General features: G+C 72.4%; 19 protein-coding genes. 6 read left to right on the forward strand and 13 right to left on the reverse strand.

Annotated features, from left to right (window positions below; all coding sequences use genetic code 11):
• Positions 1-86: 86 nt before the first annotated feature.
• Positions 87-2912, reverse strand: a complete 2826-nt coding sequence (locus tag ACFVHI_RS06480) for a GNAT family N-acetyltransferase (RefSeq protein WP_380336472.1) — start codon at positions 2910-2912, stop codon at positions 87-89.
• A gap of 233 nt (positions 2913-3145) precedes the next feature.
• Between ACFVHI_RS06480 and ACFVHI_RS06485 the strand changes: the two genes are divergently transcribed.
• Entirely contained in the window at positions 3146-3427 is a 282-nt protein-coding gene (locus ACFVHI_RS06485) for an HPr family phosphocarrier protein (protein WP_063349373.1), read from the forward strand.
• Positions 3428-3568: 141 nt separating this feature from the next.
• Positions 3569-4381: an LAGLIDADG family homing endonuclease gene (locus tag ACFVHI_RS06490; RefSeq protein WP_380336335.1), complete on the forward strand. Its 813-nt coding sequence runs from the start codon at positions 3569-3571 to the stop codon at positions 4379-4381.
• A gap of 38 nt (positions 4382-4419) precedes the next feature.
• Here ACFVHI_RS06490 and ACFVHI_RS06495 read toward each other — a convergent pair whose 3' ends face one another.
• The 3 genes from ACFVHI_RS06495 to ACFVHI_RS06505 all read right to left on the reverse strand — a co-directional run bounded on the left by ACFVHI_RS06495 (position 4420) and on the right by ACFVHI_RS06505 (position 8675).
• Positions 4420-5613, reverse strand: a complete 1194-nt coding sequence (locus ACFVHI_RS06495) for an RtcB family protein (protein WP_380336338.1) — start codon at positions 5611-5613, stop codon at positions 4420-4422.
• Positions 5614-5928: 315 nt separating this feature from the next.
• A complete protein-coding gene (locus ACFVHI_RS06500; RefSeq protein ID WP_063351412.1) occupies positions 5929-7293 on the reverse strand; it encodes a pitrilysin family protein in 1365 nt (454 codons plus the stop codon).
• Positions 7294-7313: 20 nt separating this feature from the next.
• The gene (locus ACFVHI_RS06505) at positions 7314-8675 is read right to left on the reverse strand and encodes a pitrilysin family protein (RefSeq protein ID WP_063349371.1); all 1362 of its coding nucleotides are present in this window, start codon (positions 8673-8675) and stop codon (positions 7314-7316) included.
• Positions 8676-8925: 250 nt separating this feature from the next.
• On the opposite strand from ACFVHI_RS06505, the gene ACFVHI_RS06510 reads away from it, so the two are divergent.
• On the forward strand, positions 8926-11376 hold the full coding sequence (locus tag ACFVHI_RS06510; RefSeq protein WP_380336341.1) for a DNA topoisomerase (ATP-hydrolyzing) subunit A: 2451 nt from the start codon (positions 8926-8928) through the stop codon (positions 11374-11376).
• A gap of 95 nt (positions 11377-11471) precedes the next feature.
• Positions 11472-12374, forward strand: coding sequence for a sucrase ferredoxin (locus tag ACFVHI_RS06515; protein WP_363374274.1), 903 nt, complete (start codon positions 11472-11474; stop codon positions 12372-12374).
• A gap of 149 nt (positions 12375-12523) precedes the next feature.
• On the opposite strand, the gene ACFVHI_RS06520 is transcribed toward ACFVHI_RS06515, so the two are convergent.
• The 3 genes from ACFVHI_RS06520 to ACFVHI_RS06530 form a co-directional block, all read right to left on the reverse strand.
• On the reverse strand, positions 12524-13600 hold the full coding sequence (locus tag ACFVHI_RS06520) for an ABC transporter substrate-binding protein (RefSeq protein WP_063349368.1): 1077 nt from the start codon (positions 13598-13600) through the stop codon (positions 12524-12526).
• Between the two features lie 194 nt (positions 13601-13794).
• Positions 13795-14670 carry an ABC transporter permease gene (locus ACFVHI_RS06525; protein ID WP_063349367.1) on the reverse strand — a complete coding sequence of 292 codons (876 nt, stop codon included), beginning with the start codon at positions 14668-14670 and terminating at the stop codon, positions 13795-13797.
• The gene (locus ACFVHI_RS06530) at positions 14660-15484 is read right to left on the reverse strand and encodes an ABC transporter ATP-binding protein (protein ID WP_063349366.1); all 825 of its coding nucleotides are present in this window, start codon (positions 15482-15484) and stop codon (positions 14660-14662) included. Before ACFVHI_RS06530 ends, ACFVHI_RS06525 begins: the two co-directional genes overlap by 11 nt.
• Positions 15485-15704: 220 nt before the next feature.
• On the opposite strand from ACFVHI_RS06530, the gene ACFVHI_RS06535 reads away from it, so the two are divergent.
• Together ACFVHI_RS06535 and ACFVHI_RS06540 are read left to right on the forward strand one after the other, a co-directional pair.
• A complete protein-coding gene (locus tag ACFVHI_RS06535) occupies positions 15705-17300 on the forward strand; it encodes an ATP-binding protein (RefSeq protein WP_380336346.1) in 1596 nt (531 codons plus the stop codon).
• Positions 17300-17989: a response regulator gene (locus ACFVHI_RS06540; RefSeq protein WP_063349364.1), complete on the forward strand. Its 690-nt coding sequence runs from the start codon at positions 17300-17302 to the stop codon at positions 17987-17989. Before ACFVHI_RS06535 ends, ACFVHI_RS06540 begins: the two co-directional genes overlap by 1 nt.
• Positions 17990-18056: 67 nt before the next feature.
• On the opposite strand, the gene ACFVHI_RS06545 is transcribed toward ACFVHI_RS06540, so the two are convergent.
• The 6 genes from ACFVHI_RS06545 to ACFVHI_RS06570 all read right to left on the reverse strand — a co-directional run bounded on the left by ACFVHI_RS06545 (position 18057) and on the right by ACFVHI_RS06570 (position 25242).
• Positions 18057-19769 (reverse strand): cation acetate symporter, encoded by a 1713-nt coding sequence (locus ACFVHI_RS06545; RefSeq protein WP_063351411.1) that lies wholly within the window; start codon positions 19767-19769, stop codon positions 18057-18059.
• Positions 19770-19801: 32 nt separating this feature from the next.
• Positions 19802-20362, reverse strand: a complete 561-nt coding sequence (locus ACFVHI_RS06550; RefSeq protein WP_244293460.1) for a DUF485 domain-containing protein — start codon at positions 20360-20362, stop codon at positions 19802-19804.
• Between the two features lie 125 nt (positions 20363-20487).
• Positions 20488-21183, reverse strand: coding sequence for a response regulator transcription factor (locus ACFVHI_RS06555; protein WP_063349363.1), 696 nt, complete (start codon positions 21181-21183; stop codon positions 20488-20490).
• Positions 21184-21256: 73 nt separating this feature from the next.
• Positions 21257-22417, reverse strand: a complete 1161-nt coding sequence (locus ACFVHI_RS06560) for a sensor histidine kinase (RefSeq protein WP_063349362.1) — start codon at positions 22415-22417, stop codon at positions 21257-21259.
• 64 nt (positions 22418-22481) lie between these two features.
• Complete coding sequence (locus ACFVHI_RS06565; RefSeq protein WP_063349361.1) at positions 22482-22967, reverse strand: CcdC protein domain-containing protein; 486 nt, start codon at positions 22965-22967, stop codon at positions 22482-22484.
• Between the two features lie 163 nt (positions 22968-23130).
• On the reverse strand, positions 23131-25242 hold the full coding sequence (locus ACFVHI_RS06570; protein ID WP_063349360.1) for a type IIA DNA topoisomerase subunit B: 2112 nt from the start codon (positions 25240-25242) through the stop codon (positions 23131-23133).
• Between the last annotated feature and the right edge of the window lie 261 nt (positions 25243-25503).

Genomic DNA, 25503 nt, shown 5'->3' on the forward strand with positions numbered 1-25503 from the left:
ATCCTGGCATGGTCCGCCGACGAAGCGGGCGGCACGGCGCCGAGCTTCGGACAACAGCGCCCACAGGCAGGCGCAACCAAGGAAGGTTACAGGCTGCTCATCGCGCGCGGGCCCAGATCGCTACGGACGGGCAGCGGCGCGATCCGCACCCGCGCCCCCAGGATCGCCAGCCCGTACGGGGCCACGACCACCGGTTCGAGATCCACCGAGGCGATCTCCGGCACGTCGTCCACCAACTGCGACACCCGCAGCAGCAACTCCTCCAACGCGCCGGTGTCCACCGCCTCCGCACCCCGCCAACCGAACAGCAGGGGCGCCGCCCGCACCTCCCGGACCAGCCCGGCCACCTCCTGGTCGGTCGCCGGGACCAAGCGGTGCGCCACGTCGCCCAGCAGCTCGGCGGGCGCCCCCGCCAGGCCGAACGACAGGATCGCGCCGACCGCCGGATCCACCGTGGCACCGATCACGGTGTCCACCCCGCGCGGCGCCAGCCGCTGCACCACCAGCTCCGCCTGCGCCGCACCGCCCAACAGCGCGTCCAGCTCGCGGTGCGCCCGGCGCAGCCCGGGCTCGCCGGTCAGGTCCAGCCGCACGCTGCCCAGGTCCGGGCGGTGGCGCAGATGCGGGGCGGTGGCCTTCAACGCCACCGGATAGCCGAGTGTCGCCGCGGCCCGCACGGCCGCCTCCTCGTCCGGCGCCGGCAGCGCCGGGAAGACGTCGATGCCGTAGCGCGCCAGCAGCTCACGGGCCCCCGCGTCCGGCAGGGTGATCCGGGCGCCGCCCGGCTGCGTCCGCGCGGCGATCGCCGTCCGGGTGCTCAACGCCGCCTCGACCAGCGCCCGGGCGCCCGGCTCGTCGATCCGGTCCAGCTCGGGCACCCGGGCCGTCTCCTCCGCCTCGGCCGTCCGGCGCCGCCACTGCGCGTAGTGCACCGCGTGCGCCAGCGCCCGCACCGCCCGCTCCGGCGCCGCGAACGCCGGCACGCCCCCTGGGCGCAGCCGGACCGGCAGATCGGTCAACGCCAGATGGGCGAGCACCAGCGGCTTGCCCAACTCCCTTGCCCTTCGGCTGGCTTCGAGCAGCGCGTCGGCGATCTCCGGATCGTCCGAACCCATCTCCGGATCGTCCGGACCGGTCAGCCGGCCGCCCATGAAGGCGTGCGCGGACGTGCCGATCGGCGGGATCGCCACCGCGATCACCGCGTCCACCGCCGGATCGGCCAGCGCCACGTCCAGCGCGATCCGGAAGTTCTCGCCCGTCGCGGCCGTGGTCAGGTCCACCGGCGTGCGCGGCCGCAGGCCCGCGCTCAGGCAGGCGTCGTAGGTCAGCAGGCCCAGCGAGTCCGAGTTGCCGACCACCGCGACCCGGTCCCCCTGCGGCAGCGGCTGCAGGGCCAGCAGCTCCCCGGTGTCGTACAGCTCGGTGATCGTCTCCACCCTGATCACGCCCGCCTGCTCGAACAGCGCGTCCACCGTCGCGTCACGCAGCCCCGTCGCGGTCGCCGGCACCGCGTGGCCCGGCGGCAGGCTGCCGGTGTGCCGGGCGCCCTTCACCACCACGACCGGCTTCACCGCGGCCAGCCGGCGCGCGATCCGGGTGAACTTGCGCGGGTTGCCGAAGGACTCCAGGTAGAGCAGCACCACCTCGGTGGCCTCGTCCTCCGCCCAGTACTGCAGGAAGTCGTTCCCGGAGACGTCCGACCGGTTGCCCACCGAGGCGAAGGAGGACACCCCCAGGCCCCGGCGGTGCGCCGACTCCAGCAGGGCCACCCCGATCGCGCCGGACTGGCAGAAGATCCCGAACCCGCCCCGGCCCGGCAGCTGCGGGGCCAGCGAGGCGTTCAACGGGCGGTCCGGATCGGTGTTGATCAGGCCGAAGGCGTTCGGGCCGATCACCCGCATCCCCGCCGCCCGCGCCTGGCGCACCAGTGCGCGCTGGCGGTCCCGGCCCTCCGGACCGGTCTCCGCGTACCCGGCGGTCACCACCACCAGGCCCTGCACCCCGTGCGCGCCGCACTCGGCGACGGCCGCCGGGACGGCCCCCTCCGGGACGGCGATCACCGCGAGATCCACCGGCCCGGGAATGTCCAGAACCGAACGGTGCACCGGGACGCCGTCCAGCCCGGTGCCCGGCGGGGCGTTGCGGTTCACCGCGTACACCGGGCGCGTGTCGTCGGCACTGCCCAGCAGGTCCCGCAGGATCGCCCGGCCCACCGTCTGCGGATTGCGCGACACCCCGATCACCGCCACCGACCGCGGGGTCAGCAGCCGCTGCACCGACTTCGCCTCCGCCCGGTGCTCGCGCGCCCGCATCACCGCCAGCGAACGGTCCGTCTGCTCAAGATCGAACTCCAGGTGCACCACACCGTCGGTGAAACTGCGGCGCTGCGTGTAGCCGGCATCGGTGAAGACCTTCACCATCTTCCGGTTCTCCGGCAGCACCTCCGCCTGGAACCGGCGGATCCCGCGCTCCTGCGCCACCGCCGCGATGTGCTCCAGCAGCGCCGAGGCCACCCCGCGGCCCTGATGGGCGTCCTGCACCAGGAACGCCACCTCGGCGTCCGTCCCGGCCTCGGACGGACGGCCCTGCGCGTCGATCCGGTCGTAGCGGACGGTCGCGATGAAACGGTCCCGGACCACCACCGCCAGCGCCACCCGGTCCACGAAGTCGTGGTGGGTGAAACGGCGGACGTCCTTCTCCGACAACCGGGGATAGGGGGCGAAGAAACGGAAGTACTTGGACTGGTCCGACACCTGTGCGTAGAACTCCACCAGACGCTCCGCGTCCTCCGGCGTGATCGGCCGGATGCGGGCCGTACCGCCGTCCCGCAGCAGGATGTCGGCCTCCCAGTGCTGGGGGTAATCCGGTCCGGATTCCCCCCGGTCACCGGGGTCCTGCTCGGGCTGCGCCACTGCGGAGTCGTCCACATTCGTCAGGTTATCCGGCAGCGAGCCGAATGGCGCCGGGCGCACACTGGCAGCAGGGTGGGCAGGGCCGCTGGCCGGGCCTTATGCCCCGAAAAGAAACAATCACAAGTCCCGAACGCGGCGGCTCGCAGGGGCCGCCTGCGTGCAACACTGGTCTAGACAACATGGCCGCTTCCCCGAGCACGGCCGTAACCAGCTTCACCGGAAAGGCACGTCTCATGGCTGAGCGCCGCGTCACCATCGGTTGGGCCGAGGGCCTGCACGCCCGTCCCGCCTCCGTCTTCGTCCGGGCCGTCACGGCAACCGGCGTGCCGATCACCATCGCCAAGCCCGGCGGCAACCCCGTCAACGCCGCTTCCATGCTCGGCCTGCTCGGCCTCGGCGCCCAGGGCGGCGACGAGGTCATCCTCGCCTCCGACGCCGACAACGCCGACGACGCCCTGGACCGCCTCGCCAAGCTCGTCCAGGAAGGCCTCGACGAGCTCCCGGCCGCGGCCTGAGCCAACTCGACCGACAGAAGCGCCCGGCAGTCCTAACACTGCCGGGCGCTTCTGTTCGCGGAATCGATCGCATCCACACCATTGAGCGAACTGGCGAGCGATCGCGCTCCTTCCGCGATCGATCGCACAGATGCTCGCCGCATGACGTTCTTCGACCTCGAACGACCCGAGCACGCCTACATGTTCGCCTTCCTCCAGGCGGACGGACACCTCACCGAGCAGTCCCGCAACCGCGGCCGGCTCTCCGTGGAACTCTCCGCGCGCGACGCGCCCATCCTGGAGGAGTTCCAGCGGCTCTGCCCGTACAACAGCAACATCCGGTACCGGACGCGCAGCACGAACTTCAAAGCGGAGCACACCTCGGCGATGTGGACCGTCTGCGCCCGCGAGTTCCGCGAGGAACTGCGGGACCTCGGCCTGCCGGTGGGACGGAAATCCGAGCTCATCGCACCGCCGACGGTGCCGTTCTCCGAGCGCGACTACCTGCGCGGCCTCATCGACGCCGACGGCTCGGTGGGCCTCACGTCCAAGGAACTGCCCTTCGTCGGCCTGGCCACCAAGAGCGACGCGACGGCCGCCTTCACTGCCCTCTATGCAGAACGCCTCTGCGGGGCCCGGCGCAAGCTCAACCGCAACAAACGCGACAACATCTACAACATCCTCTTCCTCAACGAGGCCGCCGTGGCCCTGGCCACCGACCTCTACTACCCGGGCTGCCTGGCGCTGCTCCGCAAGCAGGCCGGTGCCGATCGAGTCAGCGGGTGGGTTCGTCCATCGACCATGGGATTCGCACCCCCTCGGCGCAGCTGGACCCCGGAGGAGGACGAGGTGATCCTCACCGCACCAAGCATGGAGACGGCCTCCGCGCACTTGGGGCGAACGCTCAAGAGCTGCAAGGTCCGTCACTGGCGACTTGTCGGCCCCAAACGTCCGAGAGTCTTTCCGCAGCGGTGAAGGCGGCCCCCGGCTTCGTCGGAGGCCGCCTCATTCGATCACCCCTTGACGCAGACGACCTGCATGAGGTGGGCGATCGGCTCGACGAGATCGGTCTGCTGTGCCATGACCTTCTCGATCGACTTGTACGCGCCCGGGATCTCGTCCACGACGCCGCTGTCCTTGCGGCACTCCACACCCTTGGTCTGCTCGACCAGGTCCTCCGTGGAGAACCGCTTCTTCGCCGCGCTGCGGCTCATCTTGCGGCCGGCACCGTGCGAGGCCGAGTTGAACGACGCCTCGTTGCCCAGCCCGCGCACGATGTACGAACCGGTGGCCATGGAGCCCGGGATGATGCCGTAGTCGCCGGTCCGGGCGCGAATCGCGCCCTTGCGGGTCACCAGCAGGTCCTGGCCGTCGTACCGCTCCTCCGCCACGTAGTTGTGGTGGCAGCTGATCTCGTCCTCGAAGGTCACCTTCGCCTTCGGGAGCTCGCGGCGTACGACGTCCTTGAAGAGAGCCATCATGATCGAGCGGTTGTGCAGCGCGTATTCCTGCGCCCAGAACAGGTCCTGCCGGTAGGCCGCCATCTGCGGGGTCTCCGAGATGAACACCGCGAGGTCACGGTCGATCAGCCCCTGGTTGTGCGGCAGCGACCGGGCCACACCCATGTGGTACTCGGCCAGTTCCTTGCCGATTCCACGAGAACCGGAATGCAGCGTCAGCCAAACACTTTTCTTATCATCGACACATAGTTCAATGTGGTGATTCCCTCCCCCGAGCGTCCCCATCTGCTGCATCGCCCGCTCGCGGCGCCACTTGACCTCCCCGGCCACGCCGTCGAAGCGGTGCCAGAAGTCGTCCCAGCCCGCCGTCCGGAGGCCGTGCAGCTTGGTGGGGTCGACGGGGTCGGTGTGGAGGCCGCGGCCGACCGGGATGGCCTGCTCGATCTTGGAGCGGAGGCGGGACAGGTCGTCGGGGAGGTCCTCGGCGGTGAGGGAGGTCTTCACCGCGCTCATGCCGCAGCCGATGTCGACGCCGACCGCCGCCGGGCAGACGGCGCCCTTCATGGCGATGACGGAGCCGACGGTCGCGCCCTTGCCCAGGTGGACGTCGGGCATCACGGCGAGGCCGTGCAGCCAGGGCAGGGAGCTGATGTTGCGCAGCTGCTGCAGGGCCTGGCCCTCGACGGTGGCCGGGTCGGTCCACATCCGGATCGGGACCCGGATTCCGGGCACCTCGGTGTACGTCATGGTTGAACGACCTCCAGCGGTCGGGTGGTTCGGGGAAGGGGGTGCCGCGCGAAGAATCCCGGTGCGGCTCGGGGAAGTTCGGGGGTGGGGCTCAGGCGCCCTGGGCACAGGGGGAGGACGGCCTTGGGGAGCGTCGGCGTATGGCTCGCTCGACCCGCATGGTGACCGCCTCCCTTCGTTCGTCGTCGTTCGTCGTCGTTCGTCCGTCTGTGCCGGGGATATCTATCCACGGAACGCCGCTGGCCCGCAACGGATTTAACAACGCGACGGCCCGGCGGAGCGGGTGCTCCACCGGGCCGCACGGGAACCGCGGGGTCAGCTGACGACAGTGACCTCGCCGATGCCGAGGGCCCGCACGTCGTCGGCGATGACGGAGGCGTCGCCGACCAGCACGGTGACCAGGCGGTCCGGCGGGAAGGCGGCGACGACGGCCTCGGTGGCGGCGGCGGTGGGCAGTTCGGCGAGCTGCCGGTAGACCTCGGCCTGGTAGTCGTCCGCGAGGTACTGCTCGACCTGGTCGGCCAGGGTGCCGGCGACCGAGCCCGCGGTCTCGTACTTCAGCGGGGCGACGCCGACCAGGAACTGCACGGCCTCGTCGCGCTCGGCGTCGGTGAGGCCCTCGGCGGCGAGGGTGCGCAGGATGGTCCAGGTGTCGGCGAGCGCCGGGGCGGTGGAGGCGGTGTCCACCGAGCCGCTGATGGCGAGCAGCGAGCGGCCGCTGCCGTCGGCGGCGGAGCGCAGCGGCTGGGCGAAGGAGCGGACGCCGTAGGTGTAGCCCTTCTCCTCCCGCAGGACGCGGTCGAGGCGGGAGGTGAGGGTGCCGCCGAGGCAGTAGGTGCCGAGGATCTGGGCGGCCCAGAGGGGGTCGTGGCGGTCGGGGCCGATGCGGCCGATGAGGAGTTGGGTCTGGACGGAGCCGGGGCGGTCGACGATGACGACGCGGCCGCGGTCGTCGGCGGTGACGGGGGCGTGGGCGGAGGGTTCGGCGGTGTTGCCGGTCCAGGTGCCGAGGGTGCTCTCCAGGAGGGCGGGCAGGTCGGTGCCGGTGAGGTCGCCGACCACGACGACGGTGGCGGTGGCGGGGCGCACGTGGGCGTCGTAGAAGGCCTTGACGGCGGCCCGGTCGATGGCCTTGACCGTGTCGGCGGTGCCGCTGCGGGGCCGGGAGAGGCGGTCGGCGCCGTCGAAGAGCTCGGCGTAGAGGGCCTTGGCGGCGCGCCGCGCGGGGTTGGCCTGCTCGTGGACGATCTCGTCGAGGCGGTTGGCGACAAGGCGCTCGATCTCGTCCTCGGGGAGGGCGGGGGCGCGCAGGGCGTCGGCGAGCAGCGAGAGGCCGCGCTGCAGGCGGGAGGCGGGGACCTCCAGGGAGACGCGGATGCAGGGGTGGTCGGCGTGGGCGTCGAGGGTGGCGCCGGCGCGTTCGAGTTCGGCGGCGTACTCCTCGGCGGTGAGGGTGTCGGTGCCCTCGCTGAGGGCGCGGGCGAGGATGGCGGCGATGCCGTCGAGGCCGTCGGGTTCGGCGGCGAGCGGGGCGTCGAGGAGGACCTCGACGGCGACGAGCTGCTGGCCGGGCCGGTGGCAGTGCAGGACGGTGATGCCGTTGCCGAGGGCGGCGCGCTCGGGGGCGGGGAAGGCCCAGGGGCCGGGGGTGCCGGGCTCGGGCTGGGGGTGGAACGTCATGGCGGGGACGTAGTCGGTGCTCATGCGGCGGCACCCTCCTCATCGGTGGCGGCGGGGGCGTCGGTGTCGTCGGCCGTGGTGGGCTCGTAGACGAGGACGGCCCGGTTGTCGGGGTGGAGCCGGGCCTTGGCGACGGCCTGGACCTCCTCGGCGGTGATGTCGAGGACCTTGGGGAGGGCGTCGTTCAGGAGCTTGGGGTCACCGAACAGGACGGCGTAGCGGCAGAGTTCGTCGGCGCGGCCGGCGACGGTGGTGAGCCGGTCGAGCCATTCGCGCTCGATCTGGGCCTGGGCCCGTTCGAGTTCCTCGGGGGTGGGGCCTTCGGCGGCGAAGCGGGCGAGTTCCTCGTCGACGGCGGCGTCGATCTGCTCGATGGTGGCGTCGCCGGAGGTCTTGACGTCGAGCCAGCCGAGGCTGGGGGCGCCGGCGAGGCGGAGCAGGCCGAAGCCGGCGGCGACGGCGGTGCGGTCGCGGCGGACGAGCCGGTTGTAGAGGCGGCTGGACTCGCCGCTGCCGAGGATGGTGAGGGCGAGGTCGGCGGCGTCGGCGTCGCGGGTGCCGTCGTGCGGGAGGCGGTAGGCGGCCATCAGGGCGCGGGAGGGGACGTCCTCGTGGACGTGCTCGCGCAGTTCGCTGCCGATGGTGTCGGGGAGTTCGCCGGAGCGCGGCGGCTGCTTGCCGTCGTGGGAGGGGATGCTGCCGAAGTACTTCTCGACCCAGGCGATGGTCTGCTCGGGGTCGATGTCGCCGACGACGGTGAGGACGGCGTTGTTGGGCGCGTAGTAGGTGCGGAAGAACGCGCGGGCGTCGTCGAGGGTGGCGGCGTCGAGGTCGGCCATGGAGCCGATCGGGGTGTGGTGGTACGGGTGGCCGTCGGGGAACGAGAGCGCGGTGAGCTTCTCGAAGGCGGTGCCGTAGGGGACGTTGTCGTAGCGCTGACGGCGCTCGTTCTTGACGACGTCGCGCTGGTTCTCCATGGACGTCTCGTCGAGGGCGGCGAGCAGCGAGCCCATGCGGTCGGCCTCCAGCCAGAGGGCGAGCTCCAGCTGGTGGGCGGGCATGGTCTCGAAGTAGTTGGTGCGCTCGAAGCTGGTGGTGCCGTTGAGCGAGCCGCCGGCGCCCTGGACGAGCTCGAAGTGCCCGTTGTTGGAGACGTTGGCGGAGCCCTGGAACATGAGGTGCTCGAAGAGGTGGGCGAGGCCGGTGCGGCCCTTGACCTCGTGCCGGGAGCCCACGTCGTACCAGAGGCAGACCGCGGCGACCGGGGTGAGGTGGTCCTCGGAGAGGACGACGCGCAGGCCGTTGGCCAGGCGGTGCTCGGTGATGGCGATGGCAGCGCCATGTCCTCCGGTGGAGGCGGATGCGGGGGCCGGGTTGGCCATGCGCTCGGGTCCTTCCCGTCGTCGATGTCGGGGTTCGTGTGGCGTCCCCCATTGTGGTGCAACGCGCGGGGGGCGTGTTCGTGTCCCGCGCAGACGGGGCGTTCGCCAGGGGCGGAAGAGGGGCGCTGGCCGGGAGTGTCGGCACGAGGGTCCACAATGGGGGCGCCGAGCCCTGTTGACGGGGGTCGGTGGATGGACGTCAGAGACTGACCGAGACACAGCAAGCGAGACGTAAGGGAGCCCCGCCGCGATGGCCCGCCGCAGTTCGCAGACCCCGCCGCCCGGAGACTTCGAGGAGCGGATCCTCGATGTCGACGTCGTGGACGAGATGCAGGGCTCCTTCCTGGAGTACGCCTACTCGGTGATCTACTCGCGTGCGCTTCCGGACGCGCGGGACGGTCTGAAGCCGGTGCACCGCCGGATCCTGTACCAGGCCAACGAGATGGGCCTGCGGCCGGACCGCGCGCACGTGAAGTGCGCCCGTGTGGTGGGCGAGGTGATGGGCCGGCTGCACCCGCACGGCGACGCGTCGATCTACGACTCGGTCGTCCGGATGGCGCAGCCGTTCTCGATGCGGCTGCCGCTGATCGACGGGCACGGGAACTTCGGTTCGCTGGGCAACGACGACCCGCCGGCGGCGATGCGCTACACGGAGTCGCGGCTGACGGCGGCGTCGATGGCGATGGTGGAGTCGATCCACGAGGACACCGTCGACTTCGGTCCGAACTACGACGGCAGCGAGCAGGAGCCGTTGGCGCTGCCGGCGGCGTTCCCGAACCTGCTGGTGAACGGCGCGACGGGCATCGCGGTCGGCATGGCGACGAACATGCCGCCGCACAACCTGTCCGAGGTGGTGGCGGCGGCCCGGCACCTGATCAAGCACCCGACCGCGGACCTGGACACGCTGATGCGGTTCGTGCCCGGTCCGGACCTGCCGACGGGCGGGCGGATCGTGGGCCTGTCGGGGATCCGGGACGCGTACGAGTCGGGCCGCGGCACGTTCAAGATCCGGGCGACCACGACGGTGGAGGCGGTGACGGCGCGCCGCAAGGGCATCGTGGTGACCGAGCTGCCGTACAACGTCGGCCCGGAGAAGGTCATTTCGAAGATCAAGGACCTGGTCAACGCGAAGAAGCTGCAGGGCATCGCGGACGTCAAGGACCTGACCGACCGCGAGCACGGGCTGCGGCTGGTGATCGAGGTGAAGAACGGCTTCGTGCCGGAGGCGCTGCTGGAGCAGCTGTACAAGCTGACGCCGATGGAGGAGACCTTCGGCATCAACAACGTGGCGCTGGTGGACGGCCAGCCGCTGACGCTGGGGCTGAAGGAGCTGCTGGAGGTCTACGTCGACCACCGGTTCACCGTGGTGCGGCGGCGCAGCGACTTCCGCCGGCGCAAGCGGGAGGAGCGGCTGCACCTGGTCGACGGTCTGCTGGTCGCGCTGCTCGACATCGACGAGGTCATCGCGATCATCCGGTCGAGTGACAACGCGGGGCAGGCGAAGGAGCGCCTGATGGAGCGCTTCTCGCTGTCGGACACGCAGACGGCGTACATCCTGGACACTCCGCTGCGGCGGCTGACCCGGTTCGACCGGGTGGAGCTGGAGCAGGAGAAGGCGAAGCTGAACGCGGAGATCGCGGAGCTGACCGAGATCCTGGACTCCGACTCCCGGCTGCGCAGCGTGGTGTCGTCCGAACTCGGCGCGGTGGCGAAGCAGTTCGGGACGGAGCGGCGGACGGTGCTGCTGGAGGCGGGGGCGGCGCCGTCGGCGGCGCTGTCGGTGCCGCTGGAGGTGGCGGACGACCCGTGCCGGGTGCTGCTGTCGTCGACGGGCCTGCTGGCGCGGACGGCGGACGGGGAGCCGTTCGAGCTGTCGGAGAAGCGCTCGAAGCACGACGTGATCGTGTCGGCGGTGCCGGCGACGGCGCGGGCGGACGTGGGTGTGGTGACGTCGGCGGGCCGGGTGCTGCGGCTGCCGGTGATCGATCTGCCGGCACTGCCGCCGACGCCGTCGCCGACGCTGGCCGGCGGGGCCGCGGTGGGCGAGTTCCTGCGGCTGGAGGCCGGGGAGCGGGCGCTGGCGCTGACCACGTTGGACGAGTCCTCGCCGGGGCTGGCGCTGGGCACGGTGCAGGGCGTGGTGAAGCGGGTGGTGCCGGAGTGGCCGGCGAACAAGGACGAGTTCGAGGTGATCGCCCTCAAGGAGGGTGACGAGCTGGTGGGCGCGGTCGAACTGCGCACCGGCGAGGAGGACTTGGTCTTCATCGCTTCGGACGCGCAGCTGCTGCGCTATCCGGCGGGGCAGGTGCGCCCGCAGGGCCGTCCGGCGGGCGGCATGGCGGGGATCAAGCTGTCCGACGGGGCGCGGGTGCTGTCGTTCACGGCGGTGGATCCGGCGTCGGACGCGGTGGTGGTCTCGGTGGCGGGGGCGTCGGGGACGCTGGCCGGCGAGGAGCAGACGTCGTGGAAGGTGACGCCGTTCGAGCAGTACCCGCGCAAGGGCCGGGCGACGGGCGGCGTGCGCTGCCAGCGGTTCCTGCGCGGCGAGGACGGTCTGACGTTCGCCTGGGCGGGCGTGGCCCCGGCCCGGGCGGCGTCCGACAAGGGCGCGCCGGTGGACCTGCCGGAGCGCGACCCGCGCCGTGACGGTTCGGGCACGCCGGTGACGGCGCCGATCGCGGTGGTGGCCGGGCCGGCGTAGGGCGCAGGCGTGGTGGAGGAGGGGTGCCGGAGTCGTCCGGCACCCCTCCTCCGTCGTTCGGGGGCACGGCGGGTGCCGAGGGTAGCCTTGCCCGGGTGAGCACCTGTGCGACGTTGTCGCGTGAACTGTCGGAGCCGCTGACCGCCACCGCCGCGGTGGCGACCACCTGGCTGCTGGTGGAGCAGAACGGGCCGTGGGGCGCGAAGGCACTCGGGGAGAGCCATCTGGACCCGGCGACAGGGCGGGCGCTGGACGCGGCCGCGGCGGGCACCGGGGTGCGGGTGGCGCTGATCCGGCGGCCGGGGCGGCACGCGGACTGCCTGCCGACGGCGCGGCACGAGGTGGTCGTAGCGCACACGGTGCCGGGTCGCGGCTGGGTGCGCCGGGCGGAGGTGGCCGATCCGGCGGAGCTGCTGGAGCTGGACTTCGCGGCGCTGGGCGTCGGCGACCACGGCGGTTTCGGGGTGGAGCACGTCGGCGGCCCGTTGGCGCTGGTGTGCACCAACGGGCGGCGGGACCGCTGTTGCGCGCTGCTGGGCCGCCCGTTGGCGGCGGAGCTGGCGGCGGCCGGGCACAGCGAGGTGTGGGAGGTGACGCACCTGGGCGGGCACCGCTTCTCCCCCACGATGCTGGTGCTGCCGTACGGCTACGCGTACGGGCGGCTGACGGCGGAGGCGGCCAAGGAGGTGCTGGCGGCGACGGCGGCCGGGCACATGGTGCCGGCCTGGTCGCGGGGCTGTTCGGGCTGGGAGCGTCCGGGTCAGGCGGCCGAGCACGCGGTGCGGCTGGCGACCGGGGAGACCGGGGTGGACGCGCTGACGCTGTCCCAGCGGCCGGACGGCGCGGGCCGTTGGCTGGTCTCGGTGCTGCACCAGGACGGCCGGGCCTGGGAGGTGGACGTGATCGAGGCGGTGAGCGAGCCGGCGCGTCCGGAGAGCTGCGGCAAGGCGGCGGGGACACCGTCGCGGATGGACGTGCTCTCGGTGCGGGGCCGGTAGCGGGACGGCGGCGGGACGGCAGAGTCTTCAGCAGGTCGGGAGCGCGGGCGGCCCCGCGCCCGTGGGGGTGAGCGCGGGACCGGAGCGCGCGGGCGGCCCCGCGCCTGCTGTCCAGGGAGGTGCGCGGGGCCGTCACGTCGGGTGTCGGCTCAGCCGGTGACGGCCTTGCCGACGAACTCGGTGGTGTAGGTGCGGGAGAGGTCGATGGTGCCCTCCTTGCCCTTGACGTCCGGGTGGAAGGCGGCGAGGACGGCGAGGACGGTCTTGGGGCCGTCGGCCGGCATCACCCCGTCGGTGGTGAACATCGGCAGGGTCGCCTTGATCGCGGCCGCGTACTGCTCGGCGCCGCCCTGCGCGTAGTCGGCGGGCATCTTCGCGGCGATCTCCTCGGGGCTGTGTGTGGACATCCACTTGAGGGTCTTGACGAAGGCGTTGGCGAGCTTCTGGGTGGTGTCCTTGTTCTTCTCCACCCAGTCGGTGTTCATGTAGAGCGAGGACGACGGGTAGAGGCCGCCGAGGGCGTCGCGGGAGCCCTCGGGGGTACGCATGTCGTAGAGGATCTTGCCGAGGCCCTTGTCGAGGACGTTGGCGACGGTCGGGTCGGTGGTCATCCCGCCGTCGATGCTGCCCTGTTGGAGCGCGGCGATGAAGGTCTGGCCCGCGCCGACCGCGATCGGGCTGAACTCGCTGACGGCGGTGCCGTTCTTGACGGCGAGGTACTTGGTGAGGAAGTCGGTGGAGGAACCGATGCTGGTGACGCCGAGCTTCTTGCCCTTGAAGTCGGCGCCGGACTTGATGGCGTCGGCCTGCTTGGTGGAGACGAGTTCGACCTCGCCGGGGGCCTGGGAGAACTGCACCACGGACTCGACGATCTTGCCCTTGGCCTGGAGGTCGATGGTGTGGTCGTAGAAGCCGACGGCGCCCTGGACGTCGCCGGCGAGCAGCGCGGTGGTGGCGTTGACGCCGGCGGGCTCGCTCATCAGCTCGACGTTGACGCCGGCGTCGGCGAAGAAGCCGAGCCGCTGGGTGAGCATCGCGGGCAGGTAGATGACCTTGTCCAGGCCACCGACCATGATCTTGACCTTGGGCCCGTCGACCTGCCGGCCGGCCGGGGCGGCGGCGCCGTGGGTGGTCGTGGCGGCGTCGTTGGCGCAGGCGGAGAGCGGGAGGAGCAGGACGGCGGCGAGGGCGGCCGCGGCGGATCTGCCGATCGGGTTCGGGCGCATGGGTGGGGGGTGCCTCTCTCTGCGAGGGGGGATCAGCGGCACAAGGGGGTTCAGCGGCGCGGGGGGTTCGCGACGCCGGAGCGTGGGGGTTCAGCGACGCAGGACGGTTCAGCGACGCAGAGGATTCAGCGACGCAGGACGGTTCAGCGACGCAGAGGGTTCAGCGACGCAGGGGATTCAGCGGCGCAGGGGGTTCAGCGGCCGTCGCCCGCGTCGGCGGGCTTCCAGCGGAACAGCTTCTTCTCGGCGAAGGTCAGCAGCCCCTCGGTGAGCAGCGCCACGACGGCGAGGATGGTCATGGCGGCGTACACGCCGGCCGCGTTGAAGGTGCCCTGGGCGGCGGCGACGAGCAGCCCGAGGCCCTTGGTGGCGCCGATGTACTCGCCGACGATGGCCCCGATCAGGGCGAAGCCGAAGCTGACGTGCAGGCTGGTGAAGATCCAGGTGGTGGCGGCGGGGATGACCACCTGGAGGGTGACCTTGCGGCCGTCGGCGCCGAGGATGCGGGCGTTGGAGACGAGGTTGCGGTCCACCTCGCGGGCGCCCTGGAAGGCGTTGAAGAACACCGGGAAGAACACCAGGACGACGGCGGAGGCGACCTTGGAGGCCGGGCCGAGGCCGAACCAGATCAGGAAGATCGGGGCGAGCACGATCCGCGGGATCGCGTTGAGCACCTTGATGTAGGGCCCGAACACGTCGGCCAGGAAGCGGACCCGGCCGAGCGCGATGCCGAGCAGCACACCGCAGATGACGCCGATCACCCAGCCGGTGAGGGCCTCGTAGAGGGTGTAGCCGATCTGTTCGCCGAGCGAGCCCTGCGCGGTGCCGTGGGTGATCCACTGCCAGATCTGGTCCCAGATCTTCGACGGCTGCGAGAAGTTGAACGGGTCGATGACGTCGGTGCGGGCGCAGACCTCCCACAGTCCGAGGAAGGCGACCAGGACCGCGACCCGGGCCCCGTAGACGGTCAGCCTCCGATTGCGGGCGGCCCGTTCGCGGGCCTCGGTACGGCTGGCGGGGGCGGCCGCCGGGGGCTTGTCGGCGACGGCCGACGCGGTCTCAAGCGGCACGACCCGCTCCTCTCTCCCGGGTGATGCGCACCTCTTCGCCGAGCGAGGCCCAGATCTCGCGGTACAGCTCGACGAACCTCGGTTCCAGCCGGACGGCCTCCACGGTGCGCGGTCGTGGCAGGTCGACGGTGAAGATCTCCTTGACGGTGGCCGGTCCGGCCGTCATGACGACGACCCGGTCGGCGAGCGCGATGGCCTCGTCGAGGTCGTGGGTGACGAAGACGACCGACGCGGCGTTCCCGGAGGACCTGGTCCCGGCCCACAGCTCCAGCAGCTGGTCGGACATCAGGGCGCGGGTCTGCACGTCCAGCGCCGAGAACGGCTCGTCCATCAGCAGGATGTCCGGGTCGTTGACGAAGGTCTGGGCGAGCGCGACGCGCTTGCGCATGCCGCCGGACAGCTGGTGCGGGTAGCGGTCCTCGAAGGCGGCGAGGCCGACGCGGCCCAGCCAGTCCCGGGCCCGTTCCCTGGCCTCGGCGGTGGGCACGCCGCGGAAACGCGGCCCGGCCATCACGTTGGACAGGACGGTGCGCCAGGGGAAGACGGCGTCCTGCTGGAAGACGAAACCGACCTTGGGGTGGATCCCGCGGACCGGCTCGCCGTCCACCCGGACCTCGCCCTCGGTGGGCTCCTCCAGGCCGCTGACCAGGGTCAGCGTGGTGGACTTGCCGCAGCCGGTGGGCCCGACGACGGCGACGAACTCGCCTTGGGCGACGGTCAGATCGAGATCACGGACGGCGGTGTGCAGGGCCCCGGACGGGGTGCGGAACCGTTTCGTCGCGCCAGTCAGCTCGATCGCCGGGGTTGTGCTCATTCAATCCTCCCGGGTCTGTGCTTGCCCCGGAAAGGTAGGAGCGGGCGGGGCCCGGGCGGGAGCCTTCTCGGCGTACTGCGGTTTCTCCGCATTGAGGGGTGTTCTGCTCCTTTTGCTTCCGCTACAACTGCGGGGACGCGGCTGACAGAAACACGCCGGAAACGTAGGGTGTCCCGACCCTGACGTACCCGCCCCCCACAGCCGCCGAGAGGAGGCCCGGATGAAGCTGCCCCGCTGGCCCCGCCGGGTCTTCGCGCAACTGCTGCTGAGCCAGACCGTCGTCACCGTCGGTGTCACCACCGTGACCGCCGGACTGTTCCTGGCCCCGGTCAGCAGCGAGCTGGACCACGACGCGATGCAGCGGGCGCTGTCGATCGCCCAGGCCACCGCCACCGACGAGGCGATCGCCCGAGCGGCCGACGCCCGGGACTCGGCGACCGCGCAGCGCAACGCCGAGCAGATCCGGCTGGCCACCGGCGCGAGCTTCGTGGTGGTCACCGACCTGGACGGGATCCGGCTCTCGCACACCGACCCGGAGCGGATCGGCCACCGGGTCAGCACCGACCCGGAGCCGGCGCTCAGCGGGCTCAGCGTCACCGCGATGCAGCAGGGCACGCTGGGCCGCACCGCGCGCGGCAAGGTGCCGCTGCGGGTCGCGGACGGCCGGATCGTCGGCGAGGTGTCGGTCGGCATCAGCGACGACTCGATCCGCCGCCGGCTGCTGAAGATGCTCACCGGGATCCTGCTGTGCGCGGGCGCGGGCCTGGCCGCGGGGACGGTCGCCACGCTGGCGCTGGCCCGGCGGCTGAAGCGCCGCACCCACAACATCGCGCTGGCCGACATCTCGGCGCTGCTGGTGGAGCGGGAGGCGATGCTGCACGGCATCCGCGAGGGCATGGTGGCGCTGGACGAGCGCGGCCGGATCCGGCTGGCCAACGACGAGGCGGTGCGGCTGCTCGGCCTGCCGGAGGACTGCACCGGGCGGCCGATCGACGCGGTGCTGCCGCCGGGCCGGCTGTCGGACGTGCTGACCGGGCGGATCACCGGCGCCGACCTGCCGGCGGTCCGGGACGACCGGGTGCTGGTGGTCAACCGGATGAGCACGGCCGAGGGCGGCGCGGTCGTGACACTCCGCGACCGGACCGAACTGGAGTCGCTGGTCCGTGAGTTGGACACCACCCGCAGCCTGACCGAGGCGCTGCGCGCCCAGGACCACGAGCACGCCAACCGGATGCACACCCTGCTGGGCCTGCTGGAGCTGGGCCGCCACGAGCAGGCGGTGGCGTTCATCTCGGAGCAGTCCGGTTCGCACGCGGTGGTCGCGGCGCGGATCGCCGAGCAGGTGCAGGATCCGCACGTCGCGGCGCTGCTGGCGGGCAAGACGGCGGTGGCGGGCGAGCGCGGGGTGCGGCTGCTGCTGGCCCCGGCGGCGCACCTGCCGGACGCGGTGGTGGACGCGCGGGCGCTGGTGACGGTGCTCGGCAATCTGATCGACAACGCGGTGGACGCGCTCGCGGCGGGTGGGGGCGGCCGGCTGGAGGTGACGCTGGCGGCGGCCGGCTCCACGCTGCTGCTGCAGGTCGCGGACAGCGGCCCGGGCGTGCCGGAGGAACTGCGCGAGCAGGTCTTCGAGGAGGGGTGGACCAGCAAGGACGCGCCCGCGCACCGTCCGCGCGGGCTGGGGCTGGCGATGGTGCGGCGGCTGGTCGAACGGACCGGCGGCCGGATCGTGCTCGATGCGGGACCGCTCGGCGGCGCCCGGTTCACGGTCGAGCTGCCCGAGGCCCTGCTCACCCCTCAGCTCGTGGAGGCCTGATGATCGACGTACTCGTGGTGGACGACGACTTCCGGGTCGCGGACGTGCACGCCGCGTACGTGGCCAAGGTGCCGGGCTTCCGGGTGACCGGCACCGCGCACTCGGCCGGGGAGGCGCTGGCCGCGCTGGAGCGCCGCCCGGTGGACCTGCTGCTGCTCGACCACCACCTGCCGGACGAGACCGGCCTGGCGCTGGTGCGCCGGCTGCGGGAGCGGCAGGTGGCCTGCGACGTGATGATGGTGACGGCCGCCCGGGACGTGTCGACGGTGCACGCCGCGATGCAGCACGGCGCGCTGCAGTACCTGGTCAAGCCGTTCACCTTCGCCGGCCTGCGGGACAAGCTGGTCGCGTACGCGCAGCTGCGGCACGCGCTGGCCGGCCCGGCGGCCCGGGAGGCCGGCCAGGACGAGGTGGACCGGCTGTTCGCCACCCTGCGCAGCGCCGCCGCCCCGGCCGGCCCGCTGCCGAAGGGGCACTCGGCGCCCACCACCGACCTGGTGCTGGGGGTGCTGCGCCAGGCGGGCCGCCCGCTGTCCGCGCAGGAGGTCGCGGACGCCACCGGGCTGAGCCGCTCGACGGCGCAGCGCTACCTCAAGCAGTTGGAACGGGACAGCCGGCTGCGGCTGACCCTGCGCTACGGCGACACCGGCCGCCCCGAGCACCGCTACGGCCTGGCGGTCCGGGCCTGACACCACGCCCGGACGTGGGGGAACCCCGGCGGCCCCAGGCCCGCCGGGGTTCCCCGGGGCGCGGCGCTCAGGCCGCACCCGCACCGGTGAGGGCGCGCACCTCCAGCTCGGCGAAGCGGTCCGCGTCGGCCGGCTCGGGCGAGGTGATCGTCCCGATCCAGCCGGCCAGGAAGCCGAGCGGGATGGAGATGATGCCGGGGTTCTCCAGCGGGAACCAGTGGAAGTCGACGCCGGGGAAGAGCGCCACCTTGGTGCCGGAGACCACCGGGGAGAAGACGACCAGCACGATCGCCGGGACCAGCCCGCCGTACACCGACCAGACCGCGCCTCGGGCGGTGAACCGCGACCAGAACAGGCTGTACAGCAGGACGGGCAGGTTGCTGGAGGCGGCCACCGCGAAGGCCAGGCCGACCAGGAAGGCGACGTTCAGCTGCTGGGCGTAGAGGCTGATCGCGATCGCGGCCGCGCCGATCCCGACGGCCGCGAACCGCGCCACCCAGACCTCCTGGCGCTCGCTGGCCTCGCCCGTCGGCTCGGCCTCCGCCGGGTCCCCCGCCTCCCCCGGCCGGGAGGCCGGGACGGCGGCGCGCCGCCGGAAGGGGCGCCGGCGCGGCCGGCCGCGCCAGGCGCCGGCCCAGATGTCGTGGGCGAAGGCCGCCGAGGAGGCCAGGGTGAGCCCGGCGACCACGGCGAGGATGGTGGCGAAGGCGATCGCCGAGATCAGCGCGAACAGCACCACCCCGCCGGTGCTGCCGTTGCCGCCGCCGAGCACCAGGGCGAGCAGCGGGACGGCGGTGTTCCCGGCCGAGTTGGCGTGCCGCACCTCCGCCGAGCCGACCAGCGCGGTCGCGCCCAGGCCGAGCGCGATGGCCATCAGGTAGAAGCCGCCGACCAGGCCGATCGCCCACATCGTGGAGCGGCGGGCGGCCCTCGCGGTGGGCACGGTGTAGAAGCGGGACAGGATGTGCGGCAGTCCGGCGGTGCCGAGCACCAGGGCGAGGCCCAGGCTGAAGAAGTCGAGCCGGCTGGTGAAGGTGGCGCCGTACTTGAGGCCGGGTTCGAGGTAGCGCCGCCCGGCGCCGCTGTGCTGGGCGGCCTGGCGCATCAGCTCGCCGACGTCGCCGTGGAAGCGGACCATCAGCAGCACGGTGAGCAGCACCGAGCCGGCGATCAGCAGGAAGGCCTTGACGATCTGGATCCAGGTGGTGGCCCGCATCCCGCCGATCGTGACGTAGACGATCATCAGTCCGCCGACGGCGACGATGGTCCAGGTCCGGGCCTGGGCGCTGTTGGTGCCGAGCAGCAGGGCGACCAGCGAGCCCGCGCCGACCATCTGGGCGACCAGGTAGAGCAGGGTGACGACGACGCTGGCGCCCCCGGCCGCGGCCCGGACCTTGCGGCGGCGCAGCCGCAGGGCGAGCACGTCGGCGAGGGTGTACCGGCCGGCGTTGCGGACCAGTTCGGCGACCAGCATCAGCACCACCAGCCAGGCGACCAGGAAGCCGATGCTGTAGAGCACGCCGTCGTAGCCGTACAGCGCGATCAGTCCGGCGACGCCGAGGAAGGAGGCGGCGGAGAGGTAGTCACCGGAGAGCGCGAAGCCGTTCTGGAGCGGGGTGAAGTCCCGGCCGCCGGCGTAGAAGTCCTCGGTGGCGCTGCCCCGGCGGCCGACCCAGAGGGTGATCGCCAGGGTGACCAGGACGACGACGGCGAACAGCGCGATCGCGAGGTCGTGGTGGTCGCCGGTGGGGGCGACGGGGGGCGGGGTGGCGGTCGTCATCGCGGTCGTCACCGCGGTCGTGATCGTGGTCGTCATCGCAGCTGGTCCTGGGTGTCCCAGCGCAGGCCCAGGGCGGCGCGGTCGCGCTTGGTCCGGGCGTTGCGGGCGTAGAGCCAGGTGAGCAGGAAGGTGGAGGCGAACTGCAGCAGGCCGAGCAGCCAGGCCACGTTGAGCGGGCCGGCCACCTGGCTGCGCATCAGGCCCGGGGCGGCGGCCTGCGCGGCGACGTACATCAGGAACCAGCCGAGGAAGGCGCCGCTGACCGGGAAGACGAACGACCGGTAGCTGCGGCGGATGTCCTGGAAGGCGTCGCTGCGCTGGACGGCCCGGTACACCTCGGTGCTGTCGGTGGCGGGCGCCAGGGCCCGGGGGGCGGCCGCCGGTTCGGCGGCGGGTCGGGCGGCGGGGGCGGCGACCGGGGCGGGCGCCCGCTCGGCCGGTACCGGCTGGACCGCGCGGGTGGGGGCCGACTGGGCCGGCACCGCCGGTTGGCCGGGCACGGCCGACCGGTCGGAGGCGGTGGCGGCGGCCGGAGCGGCCCACCAGTCAAATCGCTGCCCCTGTCCGGGACTGCTCGTCTGCTGCTGTGGCACAACTGCTCCTGGACCGGCGGGCACTCTGACCCCAACCATGATGGCGGCCGCCGGACAGCCCCTCTGACCATTGCCGATACCTTCACTCGATGAGGTGATCGATCATCCGACAGACACTCATCCGACTACTGCTGCGTACCGGTGATCCCGTGTCGAAAGGCGTACGAGACCGCCTGCGCCCGGTCCCTTACCGCGGTCTTGGCGAACAGGTTGTTGATGTGCGTCTTCACGGTGGCCTGGCTGACGAACAGCCGCTGGGCGATCTCGGCGTTGGAGAGCCCCTCGGCGATCAGCGCCAGCACCTCCGCCTCCCGGGCGGTCAGCCCGTCCGGGAGCTCCCCCGGCCGCCCGACCGGCTTCCCGGCCCCCGGCACGGATCCGGCCGGAGGCCCTGAAAGCCTTTCCAGCAAACGGAGTTGGATCTGCGGCGAGAGCCCGGCCGCCCCCGCGCGGACGTCCGCGATCGCCCGGGCGATCTCCTCACCGCCGGCGTCCTTGGTGAGGTATCCGCGCGCCCCGGCCTGCAGAGCGGGGAACAGCGAGTCGTCGTCGGCGTAGGTGGTGAGCACCACGACCTCGGTCTGCGGGTGCGCGGCCCGGATCCGCCGGGTCGCCTCGACGCCGTCGACGCGCGGCATCCGCAGATCCATCAGCACCACGTCCGGGTGACACCGCTCCACCAGGGCGACGGCCTCCTCCCCGTCCGCCGCCGCGCCGACCACCTCGATGCCGGGCAGCAGCCCCAGCAGCATCACGATGCCCTCGCGCACCACCGTCTGGTCGTCCACCACCAGCACCCTGGTGACCTCTGCCTCGCTCATGCGCCCGCCCCGCTTCGCTCGGCAGTCGCTTCGCGAAATCCGCACCTGCTGATGATGAGCTCGCCGCGCTCGCTCATGCCGGCACCTGCAGCAGCACGCGCCACCCTCCGTCCTCGGGGCCCGCCAGCAGGGTGCCGCCGAGCAGTTCCGCGCGTTCGCGCATCCCCAGCAGACCGTACCCGCTGCCGCTGGCCGACAGCTCTCCGGACGGTTCGCCGCGCGGAGGGCGGGAGTTGCGCACCTCCAGCTCCACCGCCTCCGCCAGGTAGCGCAGTTCGACGGTGCACCGGGCGCCGGGCGCGTGCTTGCGGACGTTGGTCACCGCCTCCTGCGCGGTGCGCCGCACCGCGAGGGCGGCCTCGGCGGCGAGCGGCCGGGGCGTGCCGGTGACGGTGAGCGTGGCCCGCTCCCGCCCGGTCAGCTCCACCAGGAACTCGCCGACCGGGGTGAGTTCGCCGCGCAGCGCGGACAGCGCCTGCCGGGTCTCGACCAGCCCGTCCTGAGCCATCCGCCGGGCCGCGACGACCCGTTCGCGGATCTGCTCGCGGTCGGTGCCGGCGTCCAGCATCAACCGGGCCGCCTCCAGGTGGACGAGCTGCGCGGAAAGGCTGTGCGCGAGCACGTCGTGGATCTCCCGGGCGATCCTGGCCCGTTCGGCGAGCGCCGCGCTCTCCGCCTCGGCGGCCCGGGCGGCGCGCTCCTGGGTGAGCAGTTGGCGGGCGGTGCCACGGGCCTCGACGTCCAGCCGCAGCAGGTAGCCGAGCAGGCCGAGCCCGCCGATGGTGGCGAAGATGCTCACCCAACTCGCCCAGCTGGCGGCGGTGTACGAGCCCAGCGCGGCCGCCGCGGTGAGCAGGCCGGGCGCGGCCGGCAGCCGGACCACCCCGATCACGGCCAGCCCGCACCAGACGAAGTCGGCCAGCAGGTAGGCCTGCCCCCAGTTGGCCAGCCAGGCGCTGCCGAGCAGGGCGGCGGCCAGGCCGAGCGAGAGCGCCAGGCGCTGCTCCCGGGTGGCGTAGAGGTAGCCGGCGGCCAGGGCGGCGACCCCGAACAGTCCGGCCGCCGCGACGGCCACCGCCCAGCCCGTGTACTTGCCGCCGGAGAACGTCCCCCAGCAGACGACGACCAGCAGGACGGTGCGGCCGAGCAGGGCGAGGACCCGCCGCGGCCATCTCCCGGCCTCGCGCTCCAGCCCCTCGCGGGACGGCCAGCGGGTCCAGTACCACTCGGCCACGGGTGCCTCCTCGACGTTCTCGGACAGCGGGCCCGGCAGGCCCCGGGCAAGGCGGTCAGCGCGGTCAGCGCGGTACGGCGGCCTGTTGCGGCAGGTCCAGGGCCCGTGCCCGCCAGTTCACCACGAACGAGCGGGTCAGCAGCAGGACCGCCAGTCCCAGCAGCAGCGCGCTGCCCGCCTGGTGGACGTGCAGTGCCGCGCCGACGCCGTACAGGGCGAGCCGGATGGCGAGCATGCCGACCCAGGCGGCCACCGTGGCCTTGGTGCCCTTGGCCCAGACCGAACCGTCCCCGGCCCGCCACAGCCGCACGGTCCAGCCCCAGACGGAGCCCATCGCGACCACCGCCGCCAGGCCGCACCCGACCAGGGTGGCGGACAGCGCGGTGTGCTGGTGGTCGATGAGCTGCGGGTCGCGCAGCGCGAGCGCCCCGAGGATCAGCGGCAGCAGCCAGAAGCGGCGCTCGGTGTCCAGGCGCTGGGCGCGCATCTGGCGCTGGACCACGAGGACCATCACCGCGATGATCACGACGATGTTGACGAGGGCGGTCATCGGACTTCTCCGTCCCGACAGGAGGCTTGTACTGACCTCTCCGACGTTACGGATCCGGCGCCCCCGGTTGATCGGCGCCGGGGTGGACCACAGGTGGAACCCGCAGCACGAGGGCCCTCCACCCACGGGTGGAGGGCCCTCGTGCCGGAGGGATCCGAAGGCCTCAGGCGTCGATGCGGGAGCGGTCCAGGGTGGCCGCCGAGTCCACGATGAACTCCTTGCGCGGGGCGACGTCGTTGCCCATCAGCAGGTCGAAGATCCGCTCGGCCTGCTCCAGGTCGCCCAGGTTGATCCGGCGCAGCGTGCGGTGGCGCGGGTCCATGGTGGTCTCGGCCAGCTGGTCGGCGTCCATCTCGCCCAGGCCCTTGTACCGCTGCACCGGCTCCTTCCAGCGCTGCCCCTTGCGCTGGAACTCCAGCAGGGTGGAGCGCAGTTCGGCGTCGGAGTAGGTGTAGTGGTACTTCTCCTGGCCGCGCTTGGGGCTGGTGAGCTCGATCCGGTGCAACGGCGGCACGGCGGCGAAGACCCGGCCCTGCTCGACCATCGGCCGCATGTAGCGGTGGAACAGCGTCAGCAGCAGGGTGCGGATGTGCGAGCCGTCGACGTCGGCGTCGGCCATGAAGATGACCCGGCCGTAGCGGGCCTGGTCGATGTCGAAGGTGCGGCCCGAACCGGCCCCTATCACCTGGATGATCGCGGCGCACTCGGTGTTCTTGAGCATGTCGCTCACCGAGGCCTTCTGCACGTTGAGGATCTTGCCGCGGATCGGTAGCAGCGCCTGGAACTCGGAGTTGCGGGCGAGCTTGGCGGTGCCGAGCGCGGAGTCGCCCTCGACGATGAACAGTTCGCTGCGGTCGACGTCGTCGCTGCGGCAGTCGGCCAGCTTGGCCGGCAGCGAACTGGTCTCCAGCGCGGTCTTGCGGCGCTGGGCCTCCTTATGCTGGCGGGCCGCGACCCGGGTGCGGGCGGCCGCGACGACCTTGTCCAGCACGGCCCGGGCCTGGAGCTTCTGGTCCTTCTTGGCCGAGGTGAGGAAGGCCTTGAGCTCCTTGGCGACGACGGCGGCGACGATCCGGTTGGCCGCCGAGGTGCCGAGCACCTCCTTGGTCTGGCCCTCGAACTGCGGCTCGGCGAGCCGGACGGTGACCACCGCGGTGAGGCCCTCGGTGGCGTCGTCCTTGGTGATGTCGTCCTCGGCGACGCGCAGCAGCTTGGCCGCGCGCAGCGCCTCGTTGACGGTCTTGGCCAGCGAGCGCTCGAAGCCGGTCATGTGGGTGCCGCCCTTGGGGGTGGCGATGATGTTGACGAAGGAGCGCAGGGTGGTGTCGTAACCGGCGCCCCAGCGCAGCGCGATGTCCACGCCGAGTTGCCGGGTGACCTCGGTGGGGGTCATGTGGCCGAGCTCGTCCAGGACGGGCACCGTCTCCTTGAAGGTGCCCTCGCCGTGCAGCCGCAGCACGTCGCAGACCGGCTTGTCGGGCGCCAGGAACTCGCAGAACTCGGCGATGCCGCCGTCGAAGCGGAAGACCGACTCCTCGACCTGCTCGCTCTCGGTGAGCCGCTCGTCACGCACGACGATGGTCAGGCCGGGGACGAGGAACGCGGTCTGCCGGGCGCGGCTGTACAGGTGCTCCAGGGAGAGCCGGGCGTCCTTGAGGAAGATCTGCCGGTCGGCCCAGTAGCGGATCCTGGTGCCGGTGCGGGCCTTGGGCACCTTGCGGGCCCTGGTCAGGCCGTTGGCGGGCTCGAAGGGCGCGTCCGGGCTGGCCTCGGTGAAGATGCCGGGGGTTCCGCGGCGGAAGCTGATCGCGTGGGTGTGTCCGCTGCGGTCGACCTCGACGTCCAACCGGGCGGAGAGCGCGTTGACCACCGAGGCGCCGACGCCGTGCAGGCCGCCGGAGGCCGCGTAGGAGCCGCCGCCGAACTTGCCGCCGGCGTGCAGCTTGGTCATCACGACCTCGACGCCGGACAGCCCGGTCTTGGGCTCGACGTCGACCGGGATGCCGCGCCCGTTGTCGCGGACCTCGACCGAGGAGTCCGGGTGCAGCAGGACCTCGATGCGGTCGCAGTGACCGCCCAGCGCCTCGTCGACGGAGTTGTCGATGATCTCCCAGAGGCAGTGCATCAGGCCGCGGCTGTCCGTCGAGCCGATGTACATGCCGGGGCGCTTGCGGACCGCCTCCAGGCCCTCCAGGACGAGCAGGTGCCGAGCGGTGTAGTTGGAACCGTCGTCGCCGGCCAGCAGTGCGGACGGCACGGTCGTTTCGGCACTCACGCGGCACTCTCCTCGGTGAAGTTCTGTCTTATCGGTCACATCCGGACGCATCCGGACCATCCGCCAGTGCAGCACGCCGCACCGACAGTCGTCGCCCGGTGTGCTCGCACCCCTCCGCTGGGTGCACAGCACGGCGGGCCGCTCCCGCGCAGCTTGTACGCGCTGCGCGAACAAGGACCGCTCCGGTATCCGGACCCCGGGGCGCCATCTCCTCCCGGTACCACCGGTCCTGGCGGATCGTGGGGCCTGGCACAGGCTCCG

It is taken from the genome of Kitasatospora sp. NPDC127121, assembly GCF_042677305.1.
In the GTDB taxonomy this organism is placed as follows: domain Bacteria; phylum Actinomycetota; class Actinomycetes; order Streptomycetales; family Streptomycetaceae; genus Kitasatospora.